27 protein-coding genes are annotated in these 24,245 nt (G+C 51.4%); 21 read left to right on the forward strand and 6 right to left on the reverse strand.

Annotated elements, in window-relative coordinates; translation table 11 throughout:
- The first annotated feature begins 139 nt into the window (after window positions 1-139).
- From BBW69_RS01745 to BBW69_RS01760, 4 genes are read left to right on the forward strand one after another with little or no spacing between them, the layout of a single operon-like run.
- The gene (locus BBW69_RS01745) at window positions 140-1,270 is read left to right on the forward strand and encodes a PilT/PilU family type 4a pilus ATPase (protein ID WP_305080169.1); all 1,131 of its coding nucleotides are present in this window, start codon (window positions 140-142) and stop codon (window positions 1,268-1,270) included.
- Between the two features lie 34 nt (window positions 1,271-1,304).
- Window positions 1,305-2,282: a DNA polymerase III subunit delta' gene (locus BBW69_RS01750; RefSeq protein WP_188210194.1), complete on the forward strand. Its 978-nt coding sequence runs from the start codon at window positions 1,305-1,307 to the stop codon at window positions 2,280-2,282.
- Between the two features lie 3 nt (window positions 2,283-2,285).
- The gene (locus BBW69_RS01755) at window positions 2,286-2,636 is read left to right on the forward strand and encodes a PilZ domain-containing protein (RefSeq protein WP_003677571.1); all 351 of its coding nucleotides are present in this window, start codon (window positions 2,286-2,288) and stop codon (window positions 2,634-2,636) included.
- Between the two features lie 4 nt (window positions 2,637-2,640).
- Window positions 2,641-3,420: a TatD family hydrolase gene (locus BBW69_RS01760; protein WP_188210195.1), complete on the forward strand. Its 780-nt coding sequence runs from the start codon at window positions 2,641-2,643 to the stop codon at window positions 3,418-3,420.
- A 557-nt stretch (window positions 3,421-3,977) separates the two neighbouring features.
- Here the strand turns inward: BBW69_RS01760 and BBW69_RS01765 are convergent.
- Complete coding sequence (locus BBW69_RS01765; protein ID WP_188210196.1) at window positions 3,978-4,868, reverse strand: LysR family transcriptional regulator; 891 nt, start codon at window positions 4,866-4,868, stop codon at window positions 3,978-3,980.
- A gap of 175 nt (window positions 4,869-5,043) precedes the next feature.
- Between BBW69_RS01765 and BBW69_RS01770 the strand changes: the two genes are divergently transcribed.
- The 13 genes from BBW69_RS01770 (at window position 5,044) to hemE (ending at window position 14,352) form a co-directional block, all read left to right on the forward strand.
- A complete protein-coding gene (locus BBW69_RS01770) occupies window positions 5,044-5,622 on the forward strand; it encodes an NAD(P)H-dependent oxidoreductase (RefSeq protein ID WP_188210197.1) in 579 nt (192 codons plus the stop codon).
- 31 nt (window positions 5,623-5,653) lie between these two features.
- A complete protein-coding gene (locus tag BBW69_RS01775) occupies window positions 5,654-5,926 on the forward strand; it encodes a hypothetical protein (RefSeq protein WP_223169904.1) in 273 nt (90 codons plus the stop codon).
- Window positions 5,927-5,972: 46 nt separating this feature from the next.
- Window positions 5,973-6,473 carry an OsmC family protein gene (locus BBW69_RS01780; protein WP_223169905.1) on the forward strand — a complete coding sequence of 167 codons (501 nt, stop codon included), beginning with the start codon at window positions 5,973-5,975 and terminating at the stop codon, window positions 6,471-6,473.
- Between the two features lie 92 nt (window positions 6,474-6,565).
- Window positions 6,566-6,901 carry a thioredoxin family protein gene (locus BBW69_RS01785; RefSeq protein WP_188210199.1) on the forward strand — a complete coding sequence of 112 codons (336 nt, stop codon included), beginning with the start codon at window positions 6,566-6,568 and terminating at the stop codon, window positions 6,899-6,901.
- Window positions 6,902-7,134: 233 nt separating this feature from the next.
- Window positions 7,135-7,443 carry an FMN reductase gene (locus BBW69_RS01790; RefSeq protein WP_188210200.1) on the forward strand — a complete coding sequence of 103 codons (309 nt, stop codon included), beginning with the start codon at window positions 7,135-7,137 and terminating at the stop codon, window positions 7,441-7,443.
- A gap of 411 nt (window positions 7,444-7,854) precedes the next feature.
- A complete protein-coding gene (gene grxD / locus BBW69_RS01795) occupies window positions 7,855-8,166 on the forward strand; it encodes a Grx4 family monothiol glutaredoxin (RefSeq protein ID WP_002241342.1) in 312 nt (103 codons plus the stop codon).
- Window positions 8,167-8,271: 105 nt separating this feature from the next.
- Window positions 8,272-8,898 (forward strand): uracil phosphoribosyltransferase, encoded by a 627-nt coding sequence (gene upp / locus BBW69_RS01800; RefSeq protein WP_019271899.1) that lies wholly within the window; start codon window positions 8,272-8,274, stop codon window positions 8,896-8,898.
- A gap of 22 nt (window positions 8,899-8,920) precedes the next feature.
- Entirely contained in the window at window positions 8,921-9,238 is a 318-nt protein-coding gene (locus BBW69_RS01805) for a DUF2322 family protein (RefSeq protein WP_188210201.1), read from the forward strand.
- 170 nt (window positions 9,239-9,408) lie between these two features.
- Entirely contained in the window at window positions 9,409-9,831 is a 423-nt protein-coding gene (locus BBW69_RS01810; RefSeq protein WP_188210202.1) for a protein Gly1ORF1, read from the forward strand.
- 9 nt (window positions 9,832-9,840) lie between these two features.
- Window positions 9,841-10,563, forward strand: a complete 723-nt coding sequence (locus BBW69_RS01815) for a uroporphyrinogen-III synthase (RefSeq protein WP_188210203.1) — start codon at window positions 9,841-9,843, stop codon at window positions 10,561-10,563.
- A gap of 66 nt (window positions 10,564-10,629) precedes the next feature.
- On the forward strand, window positions 10,630-11,994 hold the full coding sequence (locus BBW69_RS01820; protein WP_188210204.1) for a uroporphyrinogen-III C-methyltransferase: 1,365 nt from the start codon (window positions 10,630-10,632) through the stop codon (window positions 11,992-11,994).
- A complete protein-coding gene (locus tag BBW69_RS01825) occupies window positions 11,991-13,208 on the forward strand; it encodes a heme biosynthesis protein HemY (protein ID WP_188210205.1) in 1,218 nt (405 codons plus the stop codon). The genes BBW69_RS01820 and BBW69_RS01825 overlap by 4 nt, the downstream gene beginning before the upstream one ends.
- 79 nt (window positions 13,209-13,287) lie before the next feature.
- The gene (gene hemE / locus BBW69_RS01830) at window positions 13,288-14,352 is read left to right on the forward strand and encodes a uroporphyrinogen decarboxylase (RefSeq protein WP_188210206.1); all 1,065 of its coding nucleotides are present in this window, start codon (window positions 13,288-13,290) and stop codon (window positions 14,350-14,352) included.
- Here the strand turns inward: hemE and BBW69_RS01835 are convergent.
- Window positions 14,305-14,487 (reverse strand): hypothetical protein, encoded by a 183-nt coding sequence (locus tag BBW69_RS01835; RefSeq protein ID WP_188210207.1) that lies wholly within the window; start codon window positions 14,485-14,487, stop codon window positions 14,305-14,307. The genes hemE and BBW69_RS01835 overlap by 48 nt on opposite strands.
- A 27-nt stretch (window positions 14,488-14,514) precedes the next feature.
- On the opposite strand from BBW69_RS01835, the gene radA reads away from it, so the two are divergent.
- Window positions 14,515-15,894 carry a DNA repair protein RadA gene (radA, locus tag BBW69_RS01840; RefSeq protein ID WP_188210208.1) on the forward strand — a complete coding sequence of 460 codons (1,380 nt, stop codon included), beginning with the start codon at window positions 14,515-14,517 and terminating at the stop codon, window positions 15,892-15,894.
- A 104-nt stretch (window positions 15,895-15,998) separates the two neighbouring features.
- Here radA and BBW69_RS01845 read toward each other — a convergent pair whose 3' ends face one another.
- The 4 genes from BBW69_RS01845 to BBW69_RS01860 all read right to left on the reverse strand — a co-directional run bounded on the left by BBW69_RS01845 (window position 15,999) and on the right by BBW69_RS01860 (window position 21,537).
- Window positions 15,999-16,478, reverse strand: coding sequence for a DUF302 domain-containing protein (locus BBW69_RS01845; RefSeq protein WP_188210209.1), 480 nt, complete (start codon window positions 16,476-16,478; stop codon window positions 15,999-16,001).
- 59 nt (window positions 16,479-16,537) lie between these two features.
- Complete coding sequence (locus tag BBW69_RS01850; protein WP_003677602.1) at window positions 16,538-16,897, reverse strand: rhodanese-like domain-containing protein; 360 nt, start codon at window positions 16,895-16,897, stop codon at window positions 16,538-16,540.
- Window positions 16,898-16,935: 38 nt separating this feature from the next.
- Window positions 16,936-20,550 (reverse strand): exodeoxyribonuclease V subunit beta, encoded by a 3,615-nt coding sequence (recB, locus tag BBW69_RS01855; RefSeq protein WP_188210210.1) that lies wholly within the window; start codon window positions 20,548-20,550, stop codon window positions 16,936-16,938.
- Window positions 20,551-20,628: 78 nt separating this feature from the next.
- Window positions 20,629-21,537 (reverse strand): Dyp-type peroxidase, encoded by a 909-nt coding sequence (locus tag BBW69_RS01860; RefSeq protein ID WP_039854593.1) that lies wholly within the window; start codon window positions 21,535-21,537, stop codon window positions 20,629-20,631.
- A 370-nt stretch (window positions 21,538-21,907) separates the two neighbouring features.
- On the opposite strand from BBW69_RS01860, the gene BBW69_RS01865 reads away from it, so the two are divergent.
- Genes BBW69_RS01865 through BBW69_RS01875 form a run of 3 tightly spaced genes read left to right on the forward strand, consistent with a single transcriptional unit; the run spans window position 21,908 to window position 24,203 of the window.
- Window positions 21,908-22,732: an amino acid ABC transporter substrate-binding protein gene (locus BBW69_RS01865; protein WP_188210211.1), complete on the forward strand. Its 825-nt coding sequence runs from the start codon at window positions 21,908-21,910 to the stop codon at window positions 22,730-22,732.
- Window positions 22,722-23,438: an amino acid ABC transporter permease gene (locus BBW69_RS01870; protein WP_188210212.1), complete on the forward strand. Its 717-nt coding sequence runs from the start codon at window positions 22,722-22,724 to the stop codon at window positions 23,436-23,438. Before BBW69_RS01865 ends, BBW69_RS01870 begins: the two co-directional genes overlap by 11 nt.
- Window positions 23,439-23,447: 9 nt before the next feature.
- Window positions 23,448-24,203, forward strand: a complete 756-nt coding sequence (locus tag BBW69_RS01875) for an amino acid ABC transporter ATP-binding protein (protein ID WP_111726586.1) — start codon at window positions 23,448-23,450, stop codon at window positions 24,201-24,203.
- Window positions 24,204-24,245 lie beyond the last annotated feature (42 nt).

Consider the following 24,245-nt stretch of genomic DNA (forward strand, 5'->3'; position numbering starts at 1 on the left):
ATAAGTGCCGAATTATACACGTTAAAGGGGCAGGATTGGACGGGCAGGCTGTTCATGCCGTCTGAAGCGGTTCGGACGGCATGGCGGGTTTTTGGTAGAATGGCGGCATGCAGGCCGTTTAACGATTAAGGGGATGAAGATGTTTACCGATGAAAATATGACTGCAAAAGACGAGCTGTTTGTATGGTTGCGTCATATGAATAAGTATAAGGGTTCGGATTTGTTTGTTACAACCAATTTCCCGCCTGCTATGAAGGTGGACGGAACGATCACCCGTATCACGGATACGCCGCTGACGGCAGAAAAATGTATGGAAATCGCCTTTTCGATTATGAGTCCGAAGCAGGCGGAAGAATTTTCATCGACCAACGAGTGCAACTTTGCCATCAGCCTGCCGGATACCAGCCGTTTCCGAGTCAATGCGATGATACAGCGTGGCGCGACGGCATTGGTATTTCGCGCAATTACCAGCAAAATTCCCAAGTTTGAGAGTTTGAACCTGCCGCCGGTCTTAAAGGATGTCGCGCTGAAAAAACGCGGCCTTGTGATTTTTGTCGGCGGTACAGGCTCGGGTAAATCGACTTCGCTTGCCTCACTTATCGATTATCGCAACGAAAACACGTTCGGACACATTATTACTATCGAAGACCCGATTGAGTTTGTCCACGACCATAAAAACTGCATCATCACTCAGCGTGAGGTCGGTGTAGATACGGAAAACTGGATGGCGGCGTTGAAAAACACGCTGCGCCAGGCACCCGATGTCATCCTTATCGGTGAAATCCGCGACCGCGAAACCATGGATTACGCCATCGCCTTTGCCGAAACGGGTCATTTGTGTATGGCGACGCTGCACGCCAACAGCACCAACCAGGCGCTCGACCGCATCATCAACTTCTTCCCCGAGGAGCGGCGCGAACAGTTATTGACGGATTTATCGCTCAATCTCCAAGCATTTATTTCGCAGCGCCTCGTTCCGCGAGACGGCGGTAAGGGCAGGGTGGCTGCAGTCGAAGTGCTGCTCAATTCTCCTTTGATTTCCGAGCTGATTCATAACGGCAATATCCATGAAATCAAGGAAATTATGAAGAAGTCCACGGCTTTGGGTATGCAGACCTTTGACCAACACCTTTACCAATTGTACGAAAACGGCGATATTTCTTTGCAGGATGCGTTGAAAAATGCCGATTCGGCGCATGATTTGCGCCTGGCGGTACAGTTGAGGAGCCGCCGCGCACAAAGTTCGGGGCCTGATTTGGAATTGCTCTGATGAACAGTATGGATTTTCGGACGGATGGTTTGAAATGATTTATCCGTGGCATAATGAGCAATGGCGGCAGCTTGCGGAACATTGGGAGCGTCGTCCCAATGCATGGCTGTTCATCGGTAAAAAAGGTACGGGAAAGACCGTGTTTGCCCGCTTTGTGGCACAGAAACTGTTATGCGAAAGCCCTGTGCCGGATGGCGGACCTTGCGGAGTATGCGCGTCCTGCCATTTGTTCGAACAGGGAGGACATCCTGATTTTTATGAGATAACCCCCTTGTCGGATGAGCCGGAAAATGGGCGCAAACTGTTGCAGATTAAAATCGACGCCATCAGGAAAATTATCGACAACGTGTATCTGACTTCGGTACGGGGAGGCCTGCGCGTGGTCCTCATCCATCCTGCCGAAAGCATGAATGTCCAGGCTGCCAACAGTCTGTTGAAAGTGTTGGAAGAACCGCCGCCCCAAGTGGTCTTTTTGTTGGTAAGCCATGCGGCGGATAAGGTTTTACCTACCGTCAAGAGCCGTTGCCGGAAGATGGTTTTGCCCGCGCCTTCCCATGAAGAGGCATTGGCATATCTGCGTGAAAGGGGTGTGGCGGAGCCTGAGGAACGTCTGGCTTTTCATTCCAGAGCGCCGCTGTTTGATGAAGAAGAAAGATTGTGTGAATTAAGGGAAAAGTTGTTGAATATATTGGCCGAACCAAGGTTGTTGAAGATTTTGGACTTTGCCGAATTGTTCGATAAGGAAAAACTGCCGCTTGCCGTATTTGTCGGGTGGATGCAGAAATGGCTGGTCGATTTAGGCCTGTGCCTGCAAAATATGAAACCGGTTTATTATCCTTCTTATGAAGACCGGCTGCTTCAGACGGCATCCGGTTTCCGTCATGGCAATGTGTTTGCCGCGGAAGATATGCTGAAACGGCTTGCCCCTTATGGTTTTCACACTTTAAATGTCAAAATGCAGATAGAGTATCTGCTTATTAATTATTTGGAATTGAAGAAAAAGAACGGGTGAATTATGTCAAACGGACAAAATATTCCGGCAAAAATGATGTCGTTGCAGCTGAAAGACGTGAATCTGCTTTACAGCTCCTATATGCCGTTTTTGGAATACGGCGGTCTGTTTGTACAGACCGACGACGTATTTTCCATTGGGGAAGACATCCTGCTTGCCGCAGAAATCCTTAACCTTCCCAAGCTTTTCCTGCCGACCAAAGTTGCCTGGATTAATCCGGCGCGCACCTCGTCAAAGCCCAAAGGGGTAGGGTTGGCGTTTACGACACATGAAAACTGTTTGAAAGTCAAAGACCAAATCGAAGCCGAATTGGGTCGTATGCTCGGCAGCAATAGGCCTACGTTTACCATGTAACACCATGCATATTATCGATTCACACTGCCACCTCAATTTTGAGGGTTTGAAAGAACGCCTGCCCGAAGTTTTGTCCAATATGGAAGAAAACAGAGTGAGGCAGGCGCTTGCCATCAGCGTCAGCAGGCAAAGTTTTGCCGAAGTATCCGCTATCGCCGAAGTTTATGAGCATATTTACTGCACAATAGGCGTACATCCCGACAGTAAGGAAGCCGAAGAATTTTCCATTGCGGAAATGGTTGCCGCAGCTGCTTCGCCGAAAGTGGTCGGCATAGGCGAGACGGGGCTGGATTATTACTGGTGCAAAGGCGATTTGTCTTGGCAGCACAAACGCTTTGCAGATCACATCGAAGCAGCCAATCAAACCGGACTGCCCGTTATCGTCCATACGCGCGATGCGGCGGCGGATACCTTGTCTATCCTGAAAGAATGCCGGGTTAATTCGGGCGTTATCCACTGTTTTTCCGAAGACATCGGTTTTGCCCGTGCGGCAATGGATTTGGGGCTTTACATTTCTTTCTCGGGAATCGTTACCTTTAAAAACGCACCCTTGGTTCAGAAGGCGGCAAAATACGTTCCGGACGACCGTATCCTGGTGGAAACCGATGCACCGTTCCTAGCCCCCGTTCCTAAGCGCGGCAGGCAGAACGAGCCGGCTTTTGTGCGTCATACCGCCGAACATATTGCCAAATTGCGGAATCAAACATTGGAGCAGGTCGCGGCATACACGACGGAAAACTTTTACTGTCTGTTTAAAAAAGTGCCCGATATGCGGGCAGGTTGACAAATGTGTCAACGCCGTGCTGATTTGGAAGGGGTGAGTTCTTGTTAAACAAACCTAAATCTTACTACTTTGAAAGAGGAGTGAGCATTCTCAAAAAGAACGTACTTTTTCTTTATGTAAAGAGCGTCGTTAATATGGTGAATTAGTTCGCCCAGAATCAAGCCGATTTTTAGCTGAATTACCTAATCACGATGTGCTGTGAGAACGTGATAAACCAAAACTCACCACCGAGCAAAAACAAGAAAAAAATACAAAACCAACTGGATAGATTGAGGGCGATTTTGAAAGGAGGCTAGGAAATCTAGCTTGGAATGAAAAGACAAGAGTAGGGCATAATCTGCATCTCAAATTAGGTATCCAGGTTTTGGGATGCAGATCACTTTCGCATAAAAAAGATAGTGTATTTCACGGTCAAATAACTTTACATTTTTTGACGTTGCAAGAATACGCACCTCGACTTGTTTAGGGTGTTTGTTCCGTTTTTAATGGATTTGATGTTTTAATTTATGTTTTATTTTCAATAAATTGAAAATCGCCGGTGAAAGCCGTCTGAAATTTCAGACGGCTTTTACTTTTAATGCATCCACAATCAGCTTAAACACATTGGAATGTCCGCGGCGGCTGGGGTAATAGAGGTAAAGCGGTTCGTAGGTTATGGCGTATTCAGGCAACAGCTCGACCAACTGCCCAGAATGGAGGGCATCCGCTACGCTCATATGTGCTATCCACGCAATGCCAAGGCCGTCTGAAACGGCTTGCAGGCGCAGATGATTGTTGATGGAAAACTGCGATTTTGGCGTGAACGTAATCAGCTCTTTTTGGTATTTGAATTCCCACTGCATCTCCGTGCCGTGTTCGGCGGAGAGTTTTATGCCGATAAGGCGGTGCTGTTGCAGATCATCAATATTTTTCGGTGAACCATGTTGCGCCAAATAATCGGGCGAGGCAACCAATACCATTTTGAGCGGTGCGGAAATCGGCACGGCAATCATCTCTTTCGCCACCTTGTTACCTAACCGAACGCCCATATCAAATCCTTCTTTCACAATATCTGCCCAACGATCGTCCACCACGATTTCCAAGCGGATTTTCGGGTATTGGTTCAAAATCGGCTTTAATTTTGGATACAACACGGCTTCCGCTGCCAGCGTTGGAGCATTGATACGAATCAGCCCCGATGGTGTATTCAAAAAGTCATTTAATGCATCGACTTCTTGGTTTATGGCTTGATAAAGTGGGAAAAGTTGGTCGAAAAGCTGCTGCCCCGCTTCGGTCAGCGACACATTGCGCGTAGTACGGTTGAGCAGGCGCAGGTTCAGCCGCTTTTCTAAATTTTTCATGCTGTGGCTCAACGCCGAAGAAGAAATCCCCAAAAGCTGCCCCGCTTTCACAAAACTCTGCGTTTGCGCCAGTGTCAAAAAATAATTCAGCTCGTTAAAGTTCTGCATTTTCTTTTTAAACTCTCTTTATTAGTGAATTTAATTCATTACATCATAAAGCTAAACCCTATTTATCTCAATAAAAACAAATCATAAAATGACTGCACTTTTATGAGAGTAAACAGAAGACAATAACCGCAAACATCACATCCTTTTTTATAAATTATTTATTCTAGGAGTAAAAATGAACATTTTATTATTAAACGGTGGTAAAGAATTCGGCCATTCGCATGGTGAGTTAAACCACACGCTTCACAAAAAAGCGAAAGAAGTTTTGACCGCACTTGGACACAATGTAAAAGAAACTGTGATTGATGCTGGCTATGATGTTGAGGCAGAAATCGAAAAATTCTTGTGGATGGATGCTGTGATTTGGCAAATGCCCAGTTGGTGGATGCATGAACCTTGGACAGTGAAAAAATACATAGATGAAGTATTTATCGCCGGACACGGAAAACTTTATCAACATGACGGCCGCCATCGTATCAGCCCGACTGAAGGATTTGGCACAGGTGGTTTGCTGCATGGCAAAAAACACATGCTTTCGGTTACTTGGAATGCTCCGATTGAAGCATTCACCCGTGAAGGCGATTTTTTTGAAGGAAAAGGAGTGGATGACTTGTACATGCACTTTCATAAACTCAACGAATTCCTCGGTATGAGCCGTTTACCGACATTTATGTGTAACGATGTAATTAAAAATCCGCAAGTGGAAAAATACATAGCAGACTACCAAGCACACTTGGAAAAAGTGTTTGGTTAATGATAAAACATCAACTTGAAGCGGTAGGCTTTTGCCCACCATTTTGTCAGTCGCTAATTGGTACGAAATATGGCAAATCCGTGGTGCAAGGATTACCCGCTGGCAGGTGGAACGCGACATCATCGTGTTGGCAAAATCCACCAACCCCGAACGTATGGCGGAAAACTTGAACGTCTTTGACTTTGCACTTAGCGATGAAGACAAAGCAGAAATTGCCAAACTGGACGACACGTTCGCCGCCATCGTCAATCACGACACGGTGGATAATTTGAAGCGCATCTCCGCGTGGAAAATGGGCGTGTAAGTGTAGCGAAAAACCATCTGCAATTCATCATATGAAAGGACAAAACATGATTAACGGGTTAGATATCGAACGTTTCCGAACTACCATGGCAGCGGTTGAAAACGACCATACAAAAGGCAAGGCAGCATTACGCGCCGATTCGCGCTGGGTATCCGGCACGAAGAACGAAATCTCCGTGCGCCGCTTCCCTGCCTTTACCACAGACGAACCGAAAAACATGGGCGGTGAAAACGCCGCCCCAAATCCGATGGAATACCTGATCGGCGCTGCGGCAGGCTGCTGCTCCATAGGTTTCGAGTTGCAAGCAGCACAGGCAGGCGTGAAACTGGAACAGTTTGAAATATCCGCAAGGGGCGGTATCGACATGGCCAAACTGTTCGGCATGGAAGATGGCTACGGCGGACTGGATAATCTGGTGATAACCATAAAAGTAAAAGCCGACGCCGACCTTCCTACCCTGCAAAATTTCGCCGACCGCTCCGCTGCCACCTCGCCAGTGTTGAACAGCCTGAAAGCGCGGGCAAAAGTGGTTGTGGAAAAAATCTAGACGACTCAAACCGTTTTCTTGTTTTCATTTCGTTAAAAGCCCTTTTTCTGGACAACTAGAAAAGGGCTTAATCGCTCAAAGGAGTACATGGCATGCAACAACTGCACACTTTGAAAGACATCGAACAGGCCATCGCCACACACCCTTTGGTATCACTGTACGTCAAAGCCCCAATCTGCGGTGTTTGTACGGTCGTGGCCGCCCAGCTTGACTCAGCTTTGGCGGTGGAAGGAAATGTGTATGCCGTAAAAGCCGATATTGCTGAAATACCCGAAATGGCTGGACGTTTCCACGTGCTGACCGCACCTGCATGGCTGCTGTTTTATCAAGGCAAAGAAGTAGAACGGATGGCCCGCTTCATCCCTCAGGCACAGATGAAGCAGACATTGGCAAAATGGACAAAAGTAGCAGAAAGCGGACATCAGTAACCGGTCTATCAATGTTTCAGACGGCTGCGGTCTTGATAATGATGCAAGTGGTCAAGTTTTTAAGATGATTTGCAAAACACTTAAAATTTTGACCGCTCTTTTTTACGAAAAGGTCGTCTGAAACGGCTTGCAGACTGAGATAATGATTGATGAAACCCTGTGATTTGTACACTAAAACCATCTTTTGAAAATTCCCTTTGATTATTACTGGCGGCTTCCGTTCACAAAGCGCCATGGAAGATGCCTTATCCAGCGGCCATTTGGATTTGGTCGGCGTCACTCGCCCGTTTGCTTTGGTGCCCGATTTTGCAAACCAAATGCAAAACGGAACTCATCAAACCGTGCAGACCGACCGCATCCAAACAGGCGTGGTGTTTGTTGATAAAAAAGCGGGCGCAATGTTGGAAATGAATTGGTATATGACGCAAATGGACTTGATTGGGCAAGGCAAGCAGCCCAATCCTAAATTGTCGGCGTGGAAAGTATTGCTGAAAACCTTGTGGGAAAACGGCAAAGCAGGTTTAAGTACTGGCAGGGTTTGATAGGTATGTAGGCTAAATAACAATAAAATCGGCAGGAAAATTTTCTGCCGATTTTTTTATTTGGTTTATAACCGTTAACTTAACAACTTCCCCACGAATCATATTCATCAGAATTTGTGATGGTTACTTTAATCATGTCGCCGACTTTGAAATCGATTCTGAAATGGACAATGATGGGGGTAATATCAAGTCCTATCCATCCTAACCGGCCGTTGACTCATCGATGCGCCGGAACTGTTCGCTTGCTTTGTCTGCGGAGTTGAGGATGATGTTAATTGTAAGGAAACAGGCGTTTTCCTGTTCCCTTTGAAATGTGCACGAAATAGGGCGGATGTTGTGGGAAGTTTCCGCTTTTGCGTATAATGCGCCCTACCTGACAAATTTTGTCGACTTTATCAAAAGGAATAAGCGATGGCTTCCATCCACGACCAAATTAAAGAAGTAGTAACGACTCACCGCGTTGTATTGTTTATGAAAGGTACGAAGCAGTTTCCGCAATGCGGTTTTTCTTCACGTGCCGTACAAATCCTTAATGCGGCAGGCTGTACCGACTATGTAACCGTCAACGTATTGGAAAATCCCGAAGTACGTCAAGGTATTAAAGAATACAGCGACTGGCCGACCATTCCCCAACTTTATGTGAACGGCGAATTTGTCGGCGGCTCGGACATTCTGGCGGAGATGTATGAGGCAGGCGAGCTGCAGGATCTGCTCAAAGCCTGATTCGGCCGCTCATGCCGTCTGAAACACGTTCAGACGGCATTTTCTTTTCCGGCAAATTAAAAAAAAGTATAATGACGCGTCTCAAAATCACACTGGAACACCTCGATGAACGTTAACGTTATCAACCATCCGCTTGTCCGCCACAAATTAACCCTGATGAGGGAGGCAGATTGCAGCACCTACAAATTCCGAACGCTTACCACAGAGTTGGCACGCCTGATGGCTTACGAAGCAAGCCGTGATTTTGAAATCGAAAAATACCTTATCGACGGATGGTGCGGTCAGATTGAAGGAGACCGCATCAAGGGCAAAACCTTGACCGTCGTTCCCATCCTGCGTGCAGGTTTGGGTATGCTTGACGGCGTACTCGACTTGATTCCGACTGCCAAAATCAGCGTGGTCGGCCTGCAGCGCGACGAGGAAACGCTGAAGCCTATTTCCTATTTTGAGAAATTTGTGGACAGTATGGACGAACGTCCGGCTTTGATTATCGATCCTATGCTGGCGACAGGCGGTTCGATGGTGGCCACCATCGACCTCTTGAAAGAAAAAGGTTGCCGCAACATCAAAGCCTTAGTCTTGGTTGCCGCCCCTGAGGGCGTGAAGGCTGTTAATGACGCGCATCCCGATGTTACGATTTATACCGCCGCGCTGGACAGCCATTTGAACGAAAACGGCTATATTATTCCCGGTCTGGGTGATGCGGGCGACAAGATTTTCGGTACGCGCTAACTGTTTGATTTTCGGAGCTGACATGAATTTTCAAGATTATCTTGCGACATTTCCGCCCATCGATCATTTAACCGGTTTGGACGTTCAGGATGCCGACGGCAAAACGGTTCACCATATTCCTGCTGTACAGGGCAAGCTCGGTTCGCTCAAGTTGTACAACGCTTTGGCAGAGCGCTTTAACGGCAGGTTGGATAAAGAAGCGGCAGAGCAAGGTTTGATATGGTTTGCCGAACATGTTGCCGATGCGTGCGCCCATCCCGGTAAGCATCCTAATATCGACCTGCTTGAAAAAGTCGTGCAAAGCGGTGAAACCTGGTTGCTGAAACCTGTCTCCGCCTGATGCGGAATAAAGGAAATGCCGTCTGAAAAGTGTTTTCAGACGGCATTCCCTTAAAGTGGAATAATGATTTTAAGCCGAAGGGAAGCGGTTTCAACACCTCGGGCAAGAATAAGGTATGTACGGTTTGGTTTGTGAAGGATTAAATCCTTATAAAACACCGGGTGATTCCAATGAAAAGAACCTTGATTTTGATTTTTTCAGGAATGATTGGCACGGCAGGTATTGCCAAAGCAGGTTCGGTATTTTCCTGTAAGACGGACAACAATAAATATATCGAGGTTGAAAAAATCAACCCGAACCTTTACGAATATTCATTCGGCAGTATGGGTAAAAAAGAAATCGTTATCCGCAACGGAAAATCCGACCTGTTGCACCGTTCCGACAAATGGGAAGGGACGGGTAGCGGTCGTTGGGCGACGATGAAATTCCAAAACGGCAAATTTATCTATACCGTATGGACGGGCTTTGATCCCGTAGAACATACGGAAAGCAGCGGCGTCATCGTGGAGGGCGGCGGTAAGGAAATCGCACGGGTTGACTGTACGTCGAAAACTGCGCAGGCAAATTTCAATGATGACGACTTTTCTTGGTAATCCCAGGTAATGGAATCAATGATGCCGACTATGCTGATTGTCCGTCCGTCCGCCAGGGCTGCGGAAGATGTCGAAACCTGCCTGAATGCAGGTTGGCGCGCGGAAGTATTGAGCCCGGTCGAAATCGAAGCAGATGCTGCCGGACTGGAACTTTTGTCCGAACAATATGCCCGCGCCGATGCGGTATTTTGGGTCAGTCCGACCGCAATCGAAACCGCCGTCCCGTACCTTAACCTTTCAGACGGCATAAAGATACACATTGCCGTAGGGCAGGGCAGCCGCCGCGCATTGGAACGCTATTTGGGCAGAACGGTCATTGCGCCTCATGACGGAAACGACAGTGAGGCCGTTTTGCGCCTGCCGGTTTGGGATGGTCTGCGCGAAGGAGGGCGCGTCTTGTTCGTGCGCGGACACGGGGGGCGCGATTTCCTTATGAGGAGGCTTCGGGAAAAAGGTTTGCAAACCGAATTGGCCGAAGTGTATTTCAGACGGCATAACTCTTTGAACTTTCAAAATTTCCAATCCGAGAATATTACTGCCGCCTATATTACGTCCACAGAACTCGTGCAGTCACTGTTTGCACAGGTTCCTCTGCAATTTTCCCGATTCTTCAAATCCTTGTTATACTTCACCCATCATCCGCGTATTGCGGATGCCTTGAAACGCGAAGGAGTACGGGCGGTGGAAACCGTCCCTTCGCTGGAATACGCACTTTCCCATTTTCCTGTTTGAAAGGTTCGGATCCGTTGCTGACGGTCCGGCCTTTCCCAAAAAGCTTAATCGATAAGGAGCAAAACGGTGAGCGAACCTGAAAACAAATCATCCGAACCCGTCAGCGGGACAGCGGCGCAAAAAGAAATGCCGTCTGAAACCTCTTTACCGAACAAAAAGTCCGAATCTGAAGCGCAAACCGGCAATGCGGGCATGGGTTACGCACAGGATACCCGCCCCTTCGTCGTCAAACAGACCGGCAGCAACGCCTTGGCAATCTGCGCTTTAGTATTGGCGGCCTTGGGTTTGGGTGCGGGCGGATTTCTGTTCGTACAAGGGCAGAATGTCCTGAAAAACCAAGAATTGGCATTTAATCAAAAAATTGACAAAGCCGCTTTGGGCGAATCGGAGAACGCCAGCCTGTTGAAAGACAACCTCAACCGGCAAGCCGCCATACAATCAGAGCTCGACCGTTTGGACGGAAACGTCAAAGCAAACGGCGAACAAATCATAGAAATGCAAAAATCCTATCGCGAGTTGACCAAAGGACGCGCCGATTGGCTGGTGGACGAAACCGAGACCATACTCAATCTGGCCGTGCAACAGTTGGTCTTGACGGGCAACATACAGGCTGCCGTAGGCGTGTTGGAGCATATCGACACCCGATTGTCCCGTTTCGATCAGGCGGAGCTCCTGCCGCTCAAGCAGGCAATCAGCAGCGACTTGGCGGAACTGAAAAACCGGCCTTATGTCGATATTTCCGGCACGGCACTGCGCATCGACCGGTTGGAAACCGCCGTATCCGGACTGCCGTTGATTTTGGACGGCGTATTGAAACCGGGCGTACAGGCACGCAACGAAGCCGTTTCCGCATCATGGTGGCAGAACGTATGGGAAAAATCCTTCGGCATATTGAAAGGGTTGGTTGAAATCCGCCGGTTGGAAAGCAATGATGCCATGCTGATTTCTCCCGAACAGGCATATTTTGTACGCGAAAACCTGCGCCTCCGCCTTTTGGATGCGCGGACTGCATTAATGCAGCGCAACAGCGAAGTCTATCAAAGCGATTTGAACAATGCTGAAACCGCCGTCAGACAGTATTTTGATGCCAAATCCCCCGCCACGCAGTCGTGGTTGAAGGAATTGGCGGAATTGAAGGCGTTGGATGTGCGCATGACTGCGGATGACGGTTTGAAAAACAGCCTAAATGCCATCCGTACCTATCGGGACGGTATGGGTGCGGCAGCAGAGGCGGAAAGTAAGGAAATGGAACGGGCATCCTCCGAACCGGTAAATGAAACCGCAGCACCGGATCAGGCTGCCGCATCGGATGCGAAGGCCATAGAAGTACCGTCCCTCCCTTCGGAAGGCAAACCGGAGCAGCCGGTGAAGAAACAACCCGTACCGGAAAAAGCGGCCCGTTTGCCCTCCGCTAAAGGAGAACGGGCATGAAAACGGTAGTTTGGATCGTCATCCTGTTTGCTGCAGCCGTCGGGCTGGCATTGGCTTCGGGCATTTATACCGGCGATGTGTTCATCGTGCTCGGACAGACTATGCTCAGAATCAACCTGCACGCTTTTGTGTTAGGTTCGCTGATTGCCGTCGTGGTGTGGTATTTCCTGTTTAAATTCATTATCGGCGTATTCAATATCCCCGAAAAGATGCAGCGTTTCAGTTTGGCACGAAAAGGACGCAAGGCCGCACTTTACTTGAACAAAGCGGGTTTGGCGTATTTTGAAGGGCGTTTTGAGAAGGCGGAACTTGAAGCCTCGCGCGTATTGGGAAACAAAGAGGCGGGCGACAACCGTACTTTGGCATTGATGTTGGGCGCACATGCCGCCGGGCAGATGGGAAATACCGAATTGCGCGACCGGTACCTTGCAGAAATTGCAAAGCTGCCTGAAAAACAGCAGCTTTCACGCTACCTCCTGCTGGCGGAATCGGCACTGAACCGCCGGGATTACGAAACGGTGGAAGCCAATCTGCACGCGGCAGCCAAAATGAATGCCGGACTGACACGGCTTGTGCGCCTGCAATTGCGCTATGCCTTCGAGAGGGGAGACGCGCTTGAGGTGTTGGCAAAAACCGAAAAACTTTCCAAGGCTGGCGCATTGGGAGAATCCGAAACGGAACAGTATCAAAATTGGGCCTACCGACGGCTGCTGGCGGATGCCGATGATGCTGTTTCTCTGAAGGCTTGTCTGAAGCGGATTCCCGACAGCCTCAAAAACGGGGAATTGAGCGTATCGGTTGCGGAAAAGTACGAACGTTTGGGACTGTATGCCGAAGCGGTCAGATGGGTCAAACAGCATTATCCGCAAAGCCGCAGACCCGAACTTTTGGAAGCATTTGTCGAGAGCGTGCGCTTTTTGGGCGAACGCGATCAGCAGAAGGCCATTGATTTGGCCGATGCTTGGCTTCGGGATCAGCCCGACAATGCCCTGCTTTTGATGTATCTCGGACAGCTTGCCTACGGCCGCAAACTTTGGGGTAAGGCAAAAGGCTACCTTGAAGCGAGTATTGCACTGAAGCCGAGTGTTTCCGCGCGTTTGGTTCTGGCAAAGGTTTTCGACGAAATCGGAGAAACGCAGAAGGCGGAGGTGCAGCGCAGCTTGGTTTTGGCAAGTGTTGCAGAGGAAAACCGACCTTCCGCAGAAACTCATTGAAACCTTCAGACGGCATAGTTGAAATGCCGTCTGAAAACCATTCCATACACTTTACAAACATACTGACAGAAAGCCCCGCATGACTCTTTTAAAAAACGATACCTTCCTCCGCGCCCTGCTCAAACAGCCCGTCGAATACACGCCGATTTGGATGATGCGCCAGGCGGGGCGTTATCTGCCCGAATACAAAGCCACGCGCGCGAAAGCGGGCAGCTTCCTCGATTTGTGTAAAAACACCGAATTGGCGACCGAAGTGACCATCCAACCTTTGGAACGCTTCGATTTGGACGCGGCGATTTTGTTCTCCGACATCCTGACCGTCCCCGACGCAATGGGCTTGGGACTGTATTTTGCCGAAGGCGAAGGCCCGAAATTCGAACGCGCCTTGCAACACGAAGCCGATATCGCCAAGCTGCACGTTCCCGACATGGAAAAACTGCAATACGTTTTCGACGCGGTAACTTCCATCCGTAAAGCATTGGACGGCCGTGTACCGCTTATCGGCTTCTCCGGCAGTCCGTTCACGCTCGCCTGCTACATGGTCGAAGGCGGCAGCAGCAAAGAATTCCGCACCATCAAAACCATGATGTATTCGCGCCCCGATTTGCTGCACAAAATCCTCGACACCAACGCCCAAGCCGTTACCGCCTACCTCAACGCCCAAATCGATGCGGGCGCGCAGGCGGTGCAGATTTTCGACACTTGGGGCGGCGTCTTGAGCGATGCGGCGTTTAAAGAATTCAGCCTCAAATATATCCGCCAAATCGTTGCCGGATTGAAACGTGAAAGTGAAGGCCGCCGCGTTCCCGTCATCGTATTTGCCAAAGGCGGCGGGCTGTGGCTGGAAAGCATGGCGGAAATCGGCGCAGACGCATTGGGCTTGGACTGGGCGTGCAACATAGGCGAAGCACGCCGCCGCGTCGGCAACCAAGTCGCCCTGCAAGGCAACTTCGACCCGTTTGCTCTCTTTGGCACGCCCGAATCCATCCGCACCGAAGTCGCGCGCATCCTAGCCGACTACGGACAAGGCAGCGGCCATGTCTTCAACCTCGGACACGGCATCAACCAACACGCTGACCCCGAACACGCCAAAATCTTAGTCGACACCGTACACGAGCTGTCGCGGCAGTATCACGGCGGGTAAGCCGGCAGGAAACTGCCCCGATATGCCGTCTGAAGCCAAGGGATGGAAAATAAGGCAATGCGCCAGCTCTCCATGTACGGATAGCGGCGTTGCCGTATTGGCGCAATCCCAACCGTCCCTATTTTCAGACGGCATTTTTGTTTTCAGATGCAGGGAAAACCGATGGCAAAAACGCTTAAAACCCTTTACCAATGCACCGAATGCGGCGGCACCTCCCCGAAATGGCAAGGCAAATGCCCGCATTGCGGCGAGTGGAACACGCTTCAGGAAAGCTTAGCCGCGCCCGAACCGAAAAACGCCCGCTTCCAATCTTGGGCGGCGGACACCTCGACCGTCCAATCCCTCTCCGCCGTTACCGCCACCGAAGTGCCGCGCAATCCGACCGGCATGGGCGAACTCGACCGCGTATTGGGCGGCGGTTTGGTCGATGGCGCGGTCATCCTGCTCGGCGGCGACCCCGGCATCGGCAAATCCACGCTGCTGTTGCAAACCATCGCCAAAATGGCGCAAAGCCGCAAAGTGCTGTACGTTTCCGGCGAGGAATCCGCCCAACAAGTCGCCCTGCGCGCGCAACGTTTGGAACTGCCGACCGAAGGCGTGAACCTGCTTGCCGAAATCCGCATGGAAGCGATTCAAGCAGCGTTAAAACAGCATCAACCCGAAGTCGTCGTCATCGACTCCATCCAAACCATGTATTCCGACCAAATCACTTCCACCCCCGGCTCCGTGTCGCAGGTACGCGAATGCGCCGCCCAACTGACGCGCATGGCAAAACAGATGGGTATCGCCATGATATTGGTCGGACACGTTACCAAAGACGGCGCGATTGCCGGCCCGCGCGTACTGGAACACATGGTCGATACCGTGCTGTATTTCGAGGGCGACCAACATTCCAACTACCGCATGATACGCGCCATCAAAAACCGCTTCGGCGCGGCAAACGAACTGGGCGTGTTCGCCATGACAGAAAACGGTTTGAAAGGCGTGTCCAACCCGTCCGCCATCTTCCTTGCCAGCTACCGCGACGACACGCCCGGCTCGTGCGTTTTGGTTACACAAGAAGGCAGCCGCCCGCTTTTGGTCGAAATTCAGGCATTGGTCGATGACGCGCACGGCTTCACACCCAAACGACTCACCGTCGGTCTCGAACAAAACCGCCTCGCCATGCTGCTTGCCGTCCTCAACCGTCACGGCGGCATTGCCTGTTTCGACCAAGACGTATTCCTTAACGCTGTCGGCGGCGTCAAAATCGGCGAACCGGCGGCGGATTTGGCGGTTATCCTCGCCATGCTCTCCAGCTTCCGAAACCGCCCGTTGCCCGAAAAAATGGTTGCATTCGGCGAAATCGGTTTAAGCGGAGAAGTCCGCCCCGTTGCACGCGGACAAGAACGGCTCAAAGAAGCGGAAAAACTCGGCTTCAAATGCGCCATCGTCCCCAAAGCCAATATGCCGCGCAACGCCAAAGAGTTTCCGAACCTGAAAATCTACGGCGTTTCGAGTTTGCAGGAAGCCATTGATATTTGTCGGGAAGATAGAGATTGAAAAAAATGCCGTCTGAAATTTTCAGACGGCATTGTGTTTGTAGGGAATTGCGGATGCGCTGCCAAACAGGGTGCGGCACCGATTGCCGGTAAAGGCGGTGCGGTTTATTCGCCTACGGTTTTTTGTATCAGTTTTTCAGCGTTTGCCAAAGTGTTTGCCACTTCGTCAAAACTGATGCGGCTGCCGGCAATCAGGGCGTGCGTATCGGTATAGACGGCGCGTACTTTGCCGTCCGTTTCGGTAACGAGGACGCGCAGGGGCAGCTGCAGGGCGAAGGCGGGGTCTTTGACCATCAGCGGCGTACCGGCTTTGGGCGTGCCGAAGACGATGACTTTTGCCGGCTGCATGGTCAGGCCGTCATGTCGTGCCGCTTCCTGATGGTCGATGACGGCAAAAATGTTCATACCTTTGCTTTTTATGGCGGTTTCAAGGCGGCTGACGGTTTCGTCAAAACCGTATTTTGATGTGAGGGTATGCGTGGTCATGGCGGTTTCGTTTTGGGTTTGCAGTTCGCCGGCAGGATGCGCCCAAGCGGTTGAGAGGGCGAATACGGCGGCGGCTGTCAGGGAAAATATACGTTTCATTGTGTGCTTTCAAAATAAATGCCGTCTGAAAAGAAGGAAGCCTTTCAGACGGCATGGTGTTATTTCATGCCTTTTTTGAGCAGGTCTTCATAACCGCCGTGATTGACAACCTTCGTATAGCCTGCTTTTTTCAGCTCTTGAAGGGCAACTTCGGCACGCCGTCCGCTGCGGCAGTACAGGTTGACCGGTGTGTCTTTGTCGGGCGCGGCTTCATGTATGCGGCGGACGATTTGGTCAACAGGGATATTGACCGCATTATTTAAATGGCCTTCCTGAAATTCCTGTTCGCTGCGGACATCGATCCAAACGGCTGCATGTTGTGCGGTTTGGGCGGCAGATACGGGTTTTTGCGGGGCTGCCTGTGCGGAAAAAGCGGCTGAGGCAATGAGTGCGGCAGCAAGCAGGTGTCTGATGTTCATGGGTTTCTCCTGTGGTTGTTGTCCGAAAGGACGAGAAGCTATCTTATCCAATCTAAAGAGGCAGTGTCTATATCCCAACGCCAAATTCCCCCGTTTTTCCCGTCTATGCCGCGCAGGAACAGGTAGCGGATGGAAATGGCGGCAGGCTGTTGTCCGCGCAGTTTGAAGTACCGCATGGCGGCAACGGCGTAAATCAGTGCCTGAAGGTAATAGTGGTGGTGTGCGACGGCTTCGTCCATTGCCTGTTGCGTGTAGGCGGATGCGTCCGTGCCGAGGTGGTTTGATTTGTAGTCGATGACGCAGATATTGCCGTCGGGGTCTTGGCAAACCATGTCGATAAAGCCGTTTAAAAAGCCGTTGACGGTGTGGAAGTCGAGCGTTTCGGCGGCGGCACGGCAGACTTCGGGCAATCGGATATCGTCGCGGGCAAACCATGCGCGCAGCCGTTTGAGGCTGAAGTCTTCGGTAAAGAGCGTAAAGCCCATTTCGGGGCAGCGGTACTCGGGCGGAATGTCGGACAGGCTGTATGTTCCCGTCAGCGGCGTTTTCCGGCAGGCTTCCACCATTTCGGCAACGGCGGGCAGCCATATTTCTTCAAACCCGTATTTCTTCAGCGTGTCGGCAATGGGTGTTTCCTGTCCGGCGGCAGGGCGGTCGAATGGGAAGTGTTCCAGAATTTCGTGCAGGCACAGCCCGGCATGCGTGCCTTTCGGAAAGTTGTGTATCGTCATGCCGTCTGAATCCGACGGTGTTTCAGACGGCATGGTTGACTCTGCCGTTTCTGCAGGGTCTAGGGAAGGCTGCACATCTTCTTCCCCGCCGTCGGGCGTTTGGGTATGGCGGCTTAATGCGGTAAAGCTGGTGTGCCGGATGAGGCGGAATCCGCGATTGGGGATGCTGTTTGCGGCAAATTCGGCGGTTTGGCCGGTATTGCCGCAATATACGGCAGGAGGCGGCGCATCTTCTGTGAAGGCGAAATTTGTGCCGGAAGGGGCGTTGTCCGTCAAACGCTGCCAGTTTTGTTTGAGCATCGTTATGCCGTCCTTTTCCCGGTCATAGGTTTGGCGGACGGTTTCGCGGCTGTCTTGGGGCGAGCCTTCAATCAGGTAGGCGAGGGGGTTGTCGGCGGTATTGGTGGAGTATGCGGCGTAGATGTTGAGCTGTTCCTCGGCACGCGTCAGCGCGACATAAAGCAGGCGCAGGCGTTCCGCCATTTCTTCATCGGCGTATTGCTTCTGTTCGTCTTCCGACAGCTGCGCCTTTGCTAACAGTTCGGTTCGGTTGGCGCTTTGGTGGAGGATTTGCCAGTCGGACGGCTTGGTATCTTGTGCGTCCCACGCAAACGGGCAGTATACCAGCGGATACTGCAAACCTTTCGAAGCGTGCATGGTAACGATTTTGACCAAATCTTCGTCGCTTTCCAGACGGATGGCTTGGTTGTCGTTGCTGTTGTTTTCGGCAAGGCTGATTTGGTCGCTCAGCCACTTGTGCAAGGCGGCGGGGTTACGGTTTTGCGCGTCTTCGGCGGCAAGCAGTTCGAGCAGTTGGAAATAGTTGGTCAGGCTGCGTTCGTTCTGCCGCTTCAAAAGGCATGTTTCGATGCCGTGTTCGTGGGAAAACTGCTGCATGGCGGCAAAAATGCCGTATTGATTCCAGTTGTCGAGTGCGGTTCGGGCGGATTCCATCCATTTTAAGAGAAGGGCTTCGTTCCGGTTGAAGTCGTGGAGTTGTTGTGCGTTGTAGCCGAAAATGCTGCCCGTCAGGGCAAAGCGCAGCGGTTCGGTTCGTCGGGGCTCGAGCCAAAAGCCGATTAGTGCGGACAAGGCGCGGGCTTCGGGCGAGGCGAACACGGACTCGCGCGAGAGCAGAACGCTTTGTACCTGCCGTTTTTTCAGGGCGGCGGAAACCATTACCGCTTCATTGTGCGTGCGTACCAGCACGGCAATATCGCCGGACTGCAGCGGACGGTCTTTGAAATTCAGACGGCATCCGGCGGCTTCGTTGAGCGTGTGGGCGATTTCGTCGGCGCAATAGTCGGCGGCGCGCCGACGCAGAGCGTCTTTATTGGTTTTTCCCGTGTCCTCCCCGTGCAGCCAGCGGATTTGTACGGCGGCGCGTTCGGGGGACAGCCTGCTTTCGGTGCGTGCCGCGCCGACATCCGTGTAGGCGATGTTTTCTAAAACGAACGGACGTTCTTTAAGGCAGAACAGCGCGCCTATGCTGTCGATAAGCGATGCATGGCTGCGGTAGTTGGTGGCAAGCGTGTAGCGGTGTTGCGCGTCTCCGGCGGCTTGCAGGTAGGCGTAAATATCCGCACCGCGAAAGCTGTAAATCGCCTGTTTGGGGTCGCCGACGAGAAACAGCGGGCGGTTTTGGGCAATGAAAATCTTTTGGAAGATTTCATATTGCAGCGGGTCGGTGTCTTGGAATTCGTCAATCAGCGCGGTTTCCCAGTTTTCAGCAACGGCGCGGGTGAGGGTTTCGCCGTAGGGGTTGTCGGTCAGCGCGGTGTGGACATCGAGCAGCAGGTCGTCGAAACCGCGTTCGCGGCGGGTTTTCTTCATTTCGGCAAGACTGCGGTTGAGATATTCGATTAAATCCAGTTGCAGCCGGATCATTGTTGCTTCTTCCGCTTCTTCGAGTACGTTCAAATCGCGCCCGAAGCCTGCCAGTTTCTGCAATTCGGCAAATGCTGCCGCATCGGGCGTTTTACCTTTTTTCAGTCCGGCTTCGAGTTTGTCGGACGCAAGTTTCAAGAGCCTGTCGTGCGTGTCTTTGTCCAGAAAGGGCAGTTGTCCGGCGGCGGATTTTTGTGCCAGTTCTTTAAAGAGGTTGCCAAAGCTGTTTTTGCGGTAACTGTTGCCGTTGAGGTCGGGATGGATGCGCCAAAAGCTGGCTTCTAGCTCGGGCAGCAGGCGGCAGACGGTTTGCCATGAGGTTTCGGCGTTGCGCTGCGCCTGTTTCAAATCCGCCTGCGGACGGCGGAAATTCAGGTACGGGCGGGACAGGTAGGCACGGATTTGGGCAAGGACGGTTTGCGGCACAGCTTTGCGTTTGAAAACCAATTCGGCAAGCACCGGGTCGTTGCTGACGCGTTCCCGCCAAAAATCTTGAGCCGGGACAAGCAGGCGGTCGCTGTCTTCTTCGGTCAGTTCGACATCGAACGGTGCTTGGCACAGGAAGGCGTAGTCGCGCAGGATACGCTGGCAGAAGCCGTGTATGGTATAGATGGCAGCGTTGTCGAATTGCCCGATGGCGGCTTTGAGGCGGACAATCAGACGCGTCCGGCTTTCTTTTTGCAAAGCCTGTTCCAAGAGTGCGGGCAGGAAGGTGTCGCCTTTGTGATGTTCGGCACAATAGGCGGCGATGCCGTCTGAAAGCGTGTCGTCTCCAAGTTTGGCAATTTCTTTGCTTTCTAAAACTTGTAACACATCGTCCAAACGCGCGCGCAGGCGTGTTTTCAGCTCGGCGGTGGCGGCTTTGGTGAAGGTTACGACCAATACGCGTTCGACGTTTTTTTGTTCTAATACGATCAAACGTGTAAACAGGGCGGCGATGCCGTAGGTTTTGCCGGTGCCGGCAGAGGCTTCAATCAGGTTGGTGCCGGTAATGGGGACGGCCAGCGGGTCAAATGCTTGGATGCTTGCAGACATGGGGCGTATGGGAAAACGGTTGGACGGTAAAACGGGAAAATGCCGTCTGAAAAAGGGTTTCAGACGGCATGATCCGCATCAGAGGTTTTGCAGGCGTTCGAGGGACGGGGCGTAGTAGTATCCGCCCGAAACGGCGGCGGAGAGGTGTCGGAGCAACAGGTCGGTTTTGCCGTCCGTGTCGCCGAACATACTCAATAATTGCGCTTCGATATTGTGCAGCGTGCGGCAGTATGCGGTAAACATCAAACCGTGTTCGCCGCTGATTTTGCCGAAGGGCAGGCTGCGGCGGACGATTTTCAGGCCGACTCCGTTTTCTTTCAGGTTGACGCGGCCGAGGTGCGAATCGGGCAGGCGGACATCGCGGCTGAATTCGTCGTCGGTTTCCTTGCTGCGTCCGACCGAGGCCTCCTGTTCGGCGACGGGGACGGCATCCCATTTTTTCAAATCGTGCAGGTATTTTTGCAGCAGTACATAGCTGCCGCCCGCATCGGGCAGCCCTTCGGGGATGATGGCGACTTCGCGGATTTTTTCATCGCCCTGCGGGTTTTCCGTACCGTCGACGAAACCGTCCAGTCCGCGATCCTGATACAGGCGCAAACCGTGTTCTTCGGACGCGACGCATATGCTGTCGCCGAATGCGCCCAAAACGGATTGGGCAAGCGCGTAGGCGGCGCTTTGCCGGAGGGATTGGATGTGGATGTAGAGGTCGTGTTGCGTGGACGGTGCAAGCCCGTTACCCATTTCGGGAAACGGTTTGATTTCCCGACCTTCTTCCGGGTGTCCGAATGTTGCCCATGCTTTGCTGCCGAAGGCTATCGTCATGCCTAAAATGTCGTCCGGAAAGCGGGCTTTCAAGGCAGTTAACGCATCAAGCGAAACACGGCAGGCGGTTTTGATATCGTCGGTGCGGTTGGCGGCGATGTCGGCTTCGATAAAGATGCCGGCTTGGGCGTGGTCGGGAATGATGGCTGATTGGGGCGTATTCATGATGTTCCTCTGTGGTCTCATGTGTTTTATGGGTGGGATTATAGCACTGAATCGGCAGTCGGATTTTGACAGAATAGGCAAGCAGGCATCTGATGTTTGCGTATCGCGCGGTGTTTTATTTACGGTTTGGGTTCTGCCTGATTCTCTTTCAGTTTCTTTAATTTTGGTTTGAGAAGGTTTATGTTCGACTTTTTGTACTGTTGCAGGTTGCGCGGGTAGTTTGGACATGCCGTCTGAAAGCAAGGGAGATTCAGACGGCATGTCCGTTTGGTTGCAATCGGGTTCGGCAGCGTGATGAAAGTGTTCTTTGTATTTGCCGCAATTTCACTTAGAATGCAGCCCTTGCACACTTTTTCTTCAGGAGAAGATTATGTTGAAAAAATTCATACTCGGCGGCATGACCGCATTGGTTTTGGCGGCCTGCGGCGGAGAGGGCGGCAGCGCGTCTTCTTCTGCTCCAGCCCAATCTGCCGGCGAGTCCGGTTCTTTAATCGAACGCATCAACAATAAAGGTACGGTTGCCGTCGGTACAGAAGGCACTTACGCACCGTTTACCTACCACGATAAAGACGGCAAATTGACCGGCTACGATGTCGAAGTAACCCGCGCCGTTGCGGAAAAATTAGGCGTAAAAGTCGAATTTAAAGAAACGCAATGGGATTCGATGATGGCAGGCTTGAAAGCCGGCCGTTTTGACGTGGTTGCCAACCAAGTCGGCCTGACCAGCCCTGAGCGTCAAGCGACTTTTGACAAATCCGAGCCTTACAGCTGGAGCGGTGCGGTTTTGGTTGCCCGTAAAGACAGCAACATCAAATCTATCGACGATATCAAAGGTGTGAAAACCGCACAATCCCTGACCAGCAACTACGGCGAAAAAGCCAAAGCTGCAGGAGCAGATTTGGTGGCTGTTGATGGTTTAGCGCAATCGCTGACCCTGATTGAACAAAAACGTGCTGATGCAACCCTGAACGACGAATTGGCGGTATTGGACTACCTGAAGAAAAACCCAAATGCCGGCGTGAAAATCGTTTGGTCTGCGCCTGCCGATGAAAAAGTCGGTTCCGGCTTGATTGTCAATAAAGGCAATGACGAAGTCGTGGCAAAATTCAGCACGGCAATCAATGAGCTGAAAGCCGACGGCACGCTGAAAAAACTAGGCGAACAATTCTTCGGAAAAGACATCAGTGTTAAATAATTTCCTTGCCTCCCTGCCGTTTATGACGGAAACACGCGCTGATATGCTCATCAGCGCGTTTTGGCCTATGGTCAAAGCCGGCTTTGCAGTATCTTTGCCTTTAGCGATCGCTTCTTTCATTATCGGCATGATTATTGCCGTAGCCGTTGCTTTGGTGCGAATCATGCCCTCCGGCGGCATTTTCCAAAGATGCTTGCTGAAGCTGGTTGAATTTTATATTTCCGTCATTCGCGGTACGCCGCTGTTGGTGCAGCTTGTGATTGTGTTTTACGGGCTGCCGTCCGTCGGCATCTATATTGACCCGATTCCTGCCGCCATTATCGGCTTTTCGCTCAATGTCGGTGCATACGCTTCCGAAACCATACGCGCGGCGATTTTGTCCGTGCCGAAAGGCCAATGGGAAGCAGGTTTCTCCATCGGTATGACCTATATGCAGACTTTCCGCCGCATTGTCGCGCCACAGGCATTCCGCGTTGCCGTACCGCCTTTGAGCAACGAGTTTATCGGCTTGTTTAAAAACACCTCGCTTGCCGCAGTGGTAACGGTAACGGAGCTTTTCCGTGTCGCTCAGGAGACAGCAAACCGTACCTACGACTTCCTACCCGTCTATATCGAAGCCGCTTTGGTTTATTGGTGTTTCTGCAAAGTGCTGTTCCTGATTCAGGCGCGTTTGGAAAAACGCTTCGACCGCTATGTCGCCAAATAAGGAGTTGTCATGATTAAAATCCGCAATATCCATAAGACCTTTGGTGAAAATACCATTTTGCGCGGCATCGATTTGGATGTGGGCAAAGGGCAGGTGGTCGTCATTCTCGGACCTTCCGGCTCGGGCAAAACGACGTTTCTGCGCTGTTTAAACGCGCTGGAAATGCCTGAAGACGGACAAATCGAGTTCGACAACGAGCGGCCGCTGAAAATCGATTTTTCCAAAAAGCCAAGCAAACACGATATTTTGGCTCTGCGCCGCAAATCAGGTATGGTGTTCCAACAATACAACCTCTTTCCGCACAAAACTGCGTTGGAAAACGTGATGGAGGGTCCGGTTGCCGTACAGGGCAAGCCTGTCGCCAAAGCGCGAGAAGAGGCTGTCAAATTGCTTGAAAAAGTCGGTTTGGGCGATAAGATTGACCTCTACCCCTACCAGCTTTCCGGTGGTCAACAGCAGCGCGTCGGCATTGCCCGAGCATTGGCGATTCAGCCTGAATTGATGCTGTTTGACGAACCCACTTCCGCGCTGGATCCCGAATTGGTGCAAGACGTGCTGAACGCCATGAAAGAATTGGCGCAAGAAGGCTGGACGATGGTTGTCGTGACCCACGAAATCAAATTCGCCTTAGAAGTGGCAACTACCGTCGTCGTTATGGACGGCGGCATTATCGTAGAGCAGGGCAGCCCGAAAGAGTTGTTCGACCACCCCAAACACGAACGGACGCGGAGATTTTTAAGCCAAATCCAATCTGCCAAGATTTGATTAACCATGTGTGAAAAATGCCGTCTGAAACTTTCAGACGGC

Source organism: Neisseria sp. RH3002v2f, assembly GCF_014596375.1.
Taxonomy (GTDB): Bacteria; Pseudomonadota; Gammaproteobacteria; order Burkholderiales; family Neisseriaceae; genus Neisseria; species Neisseria cinerea.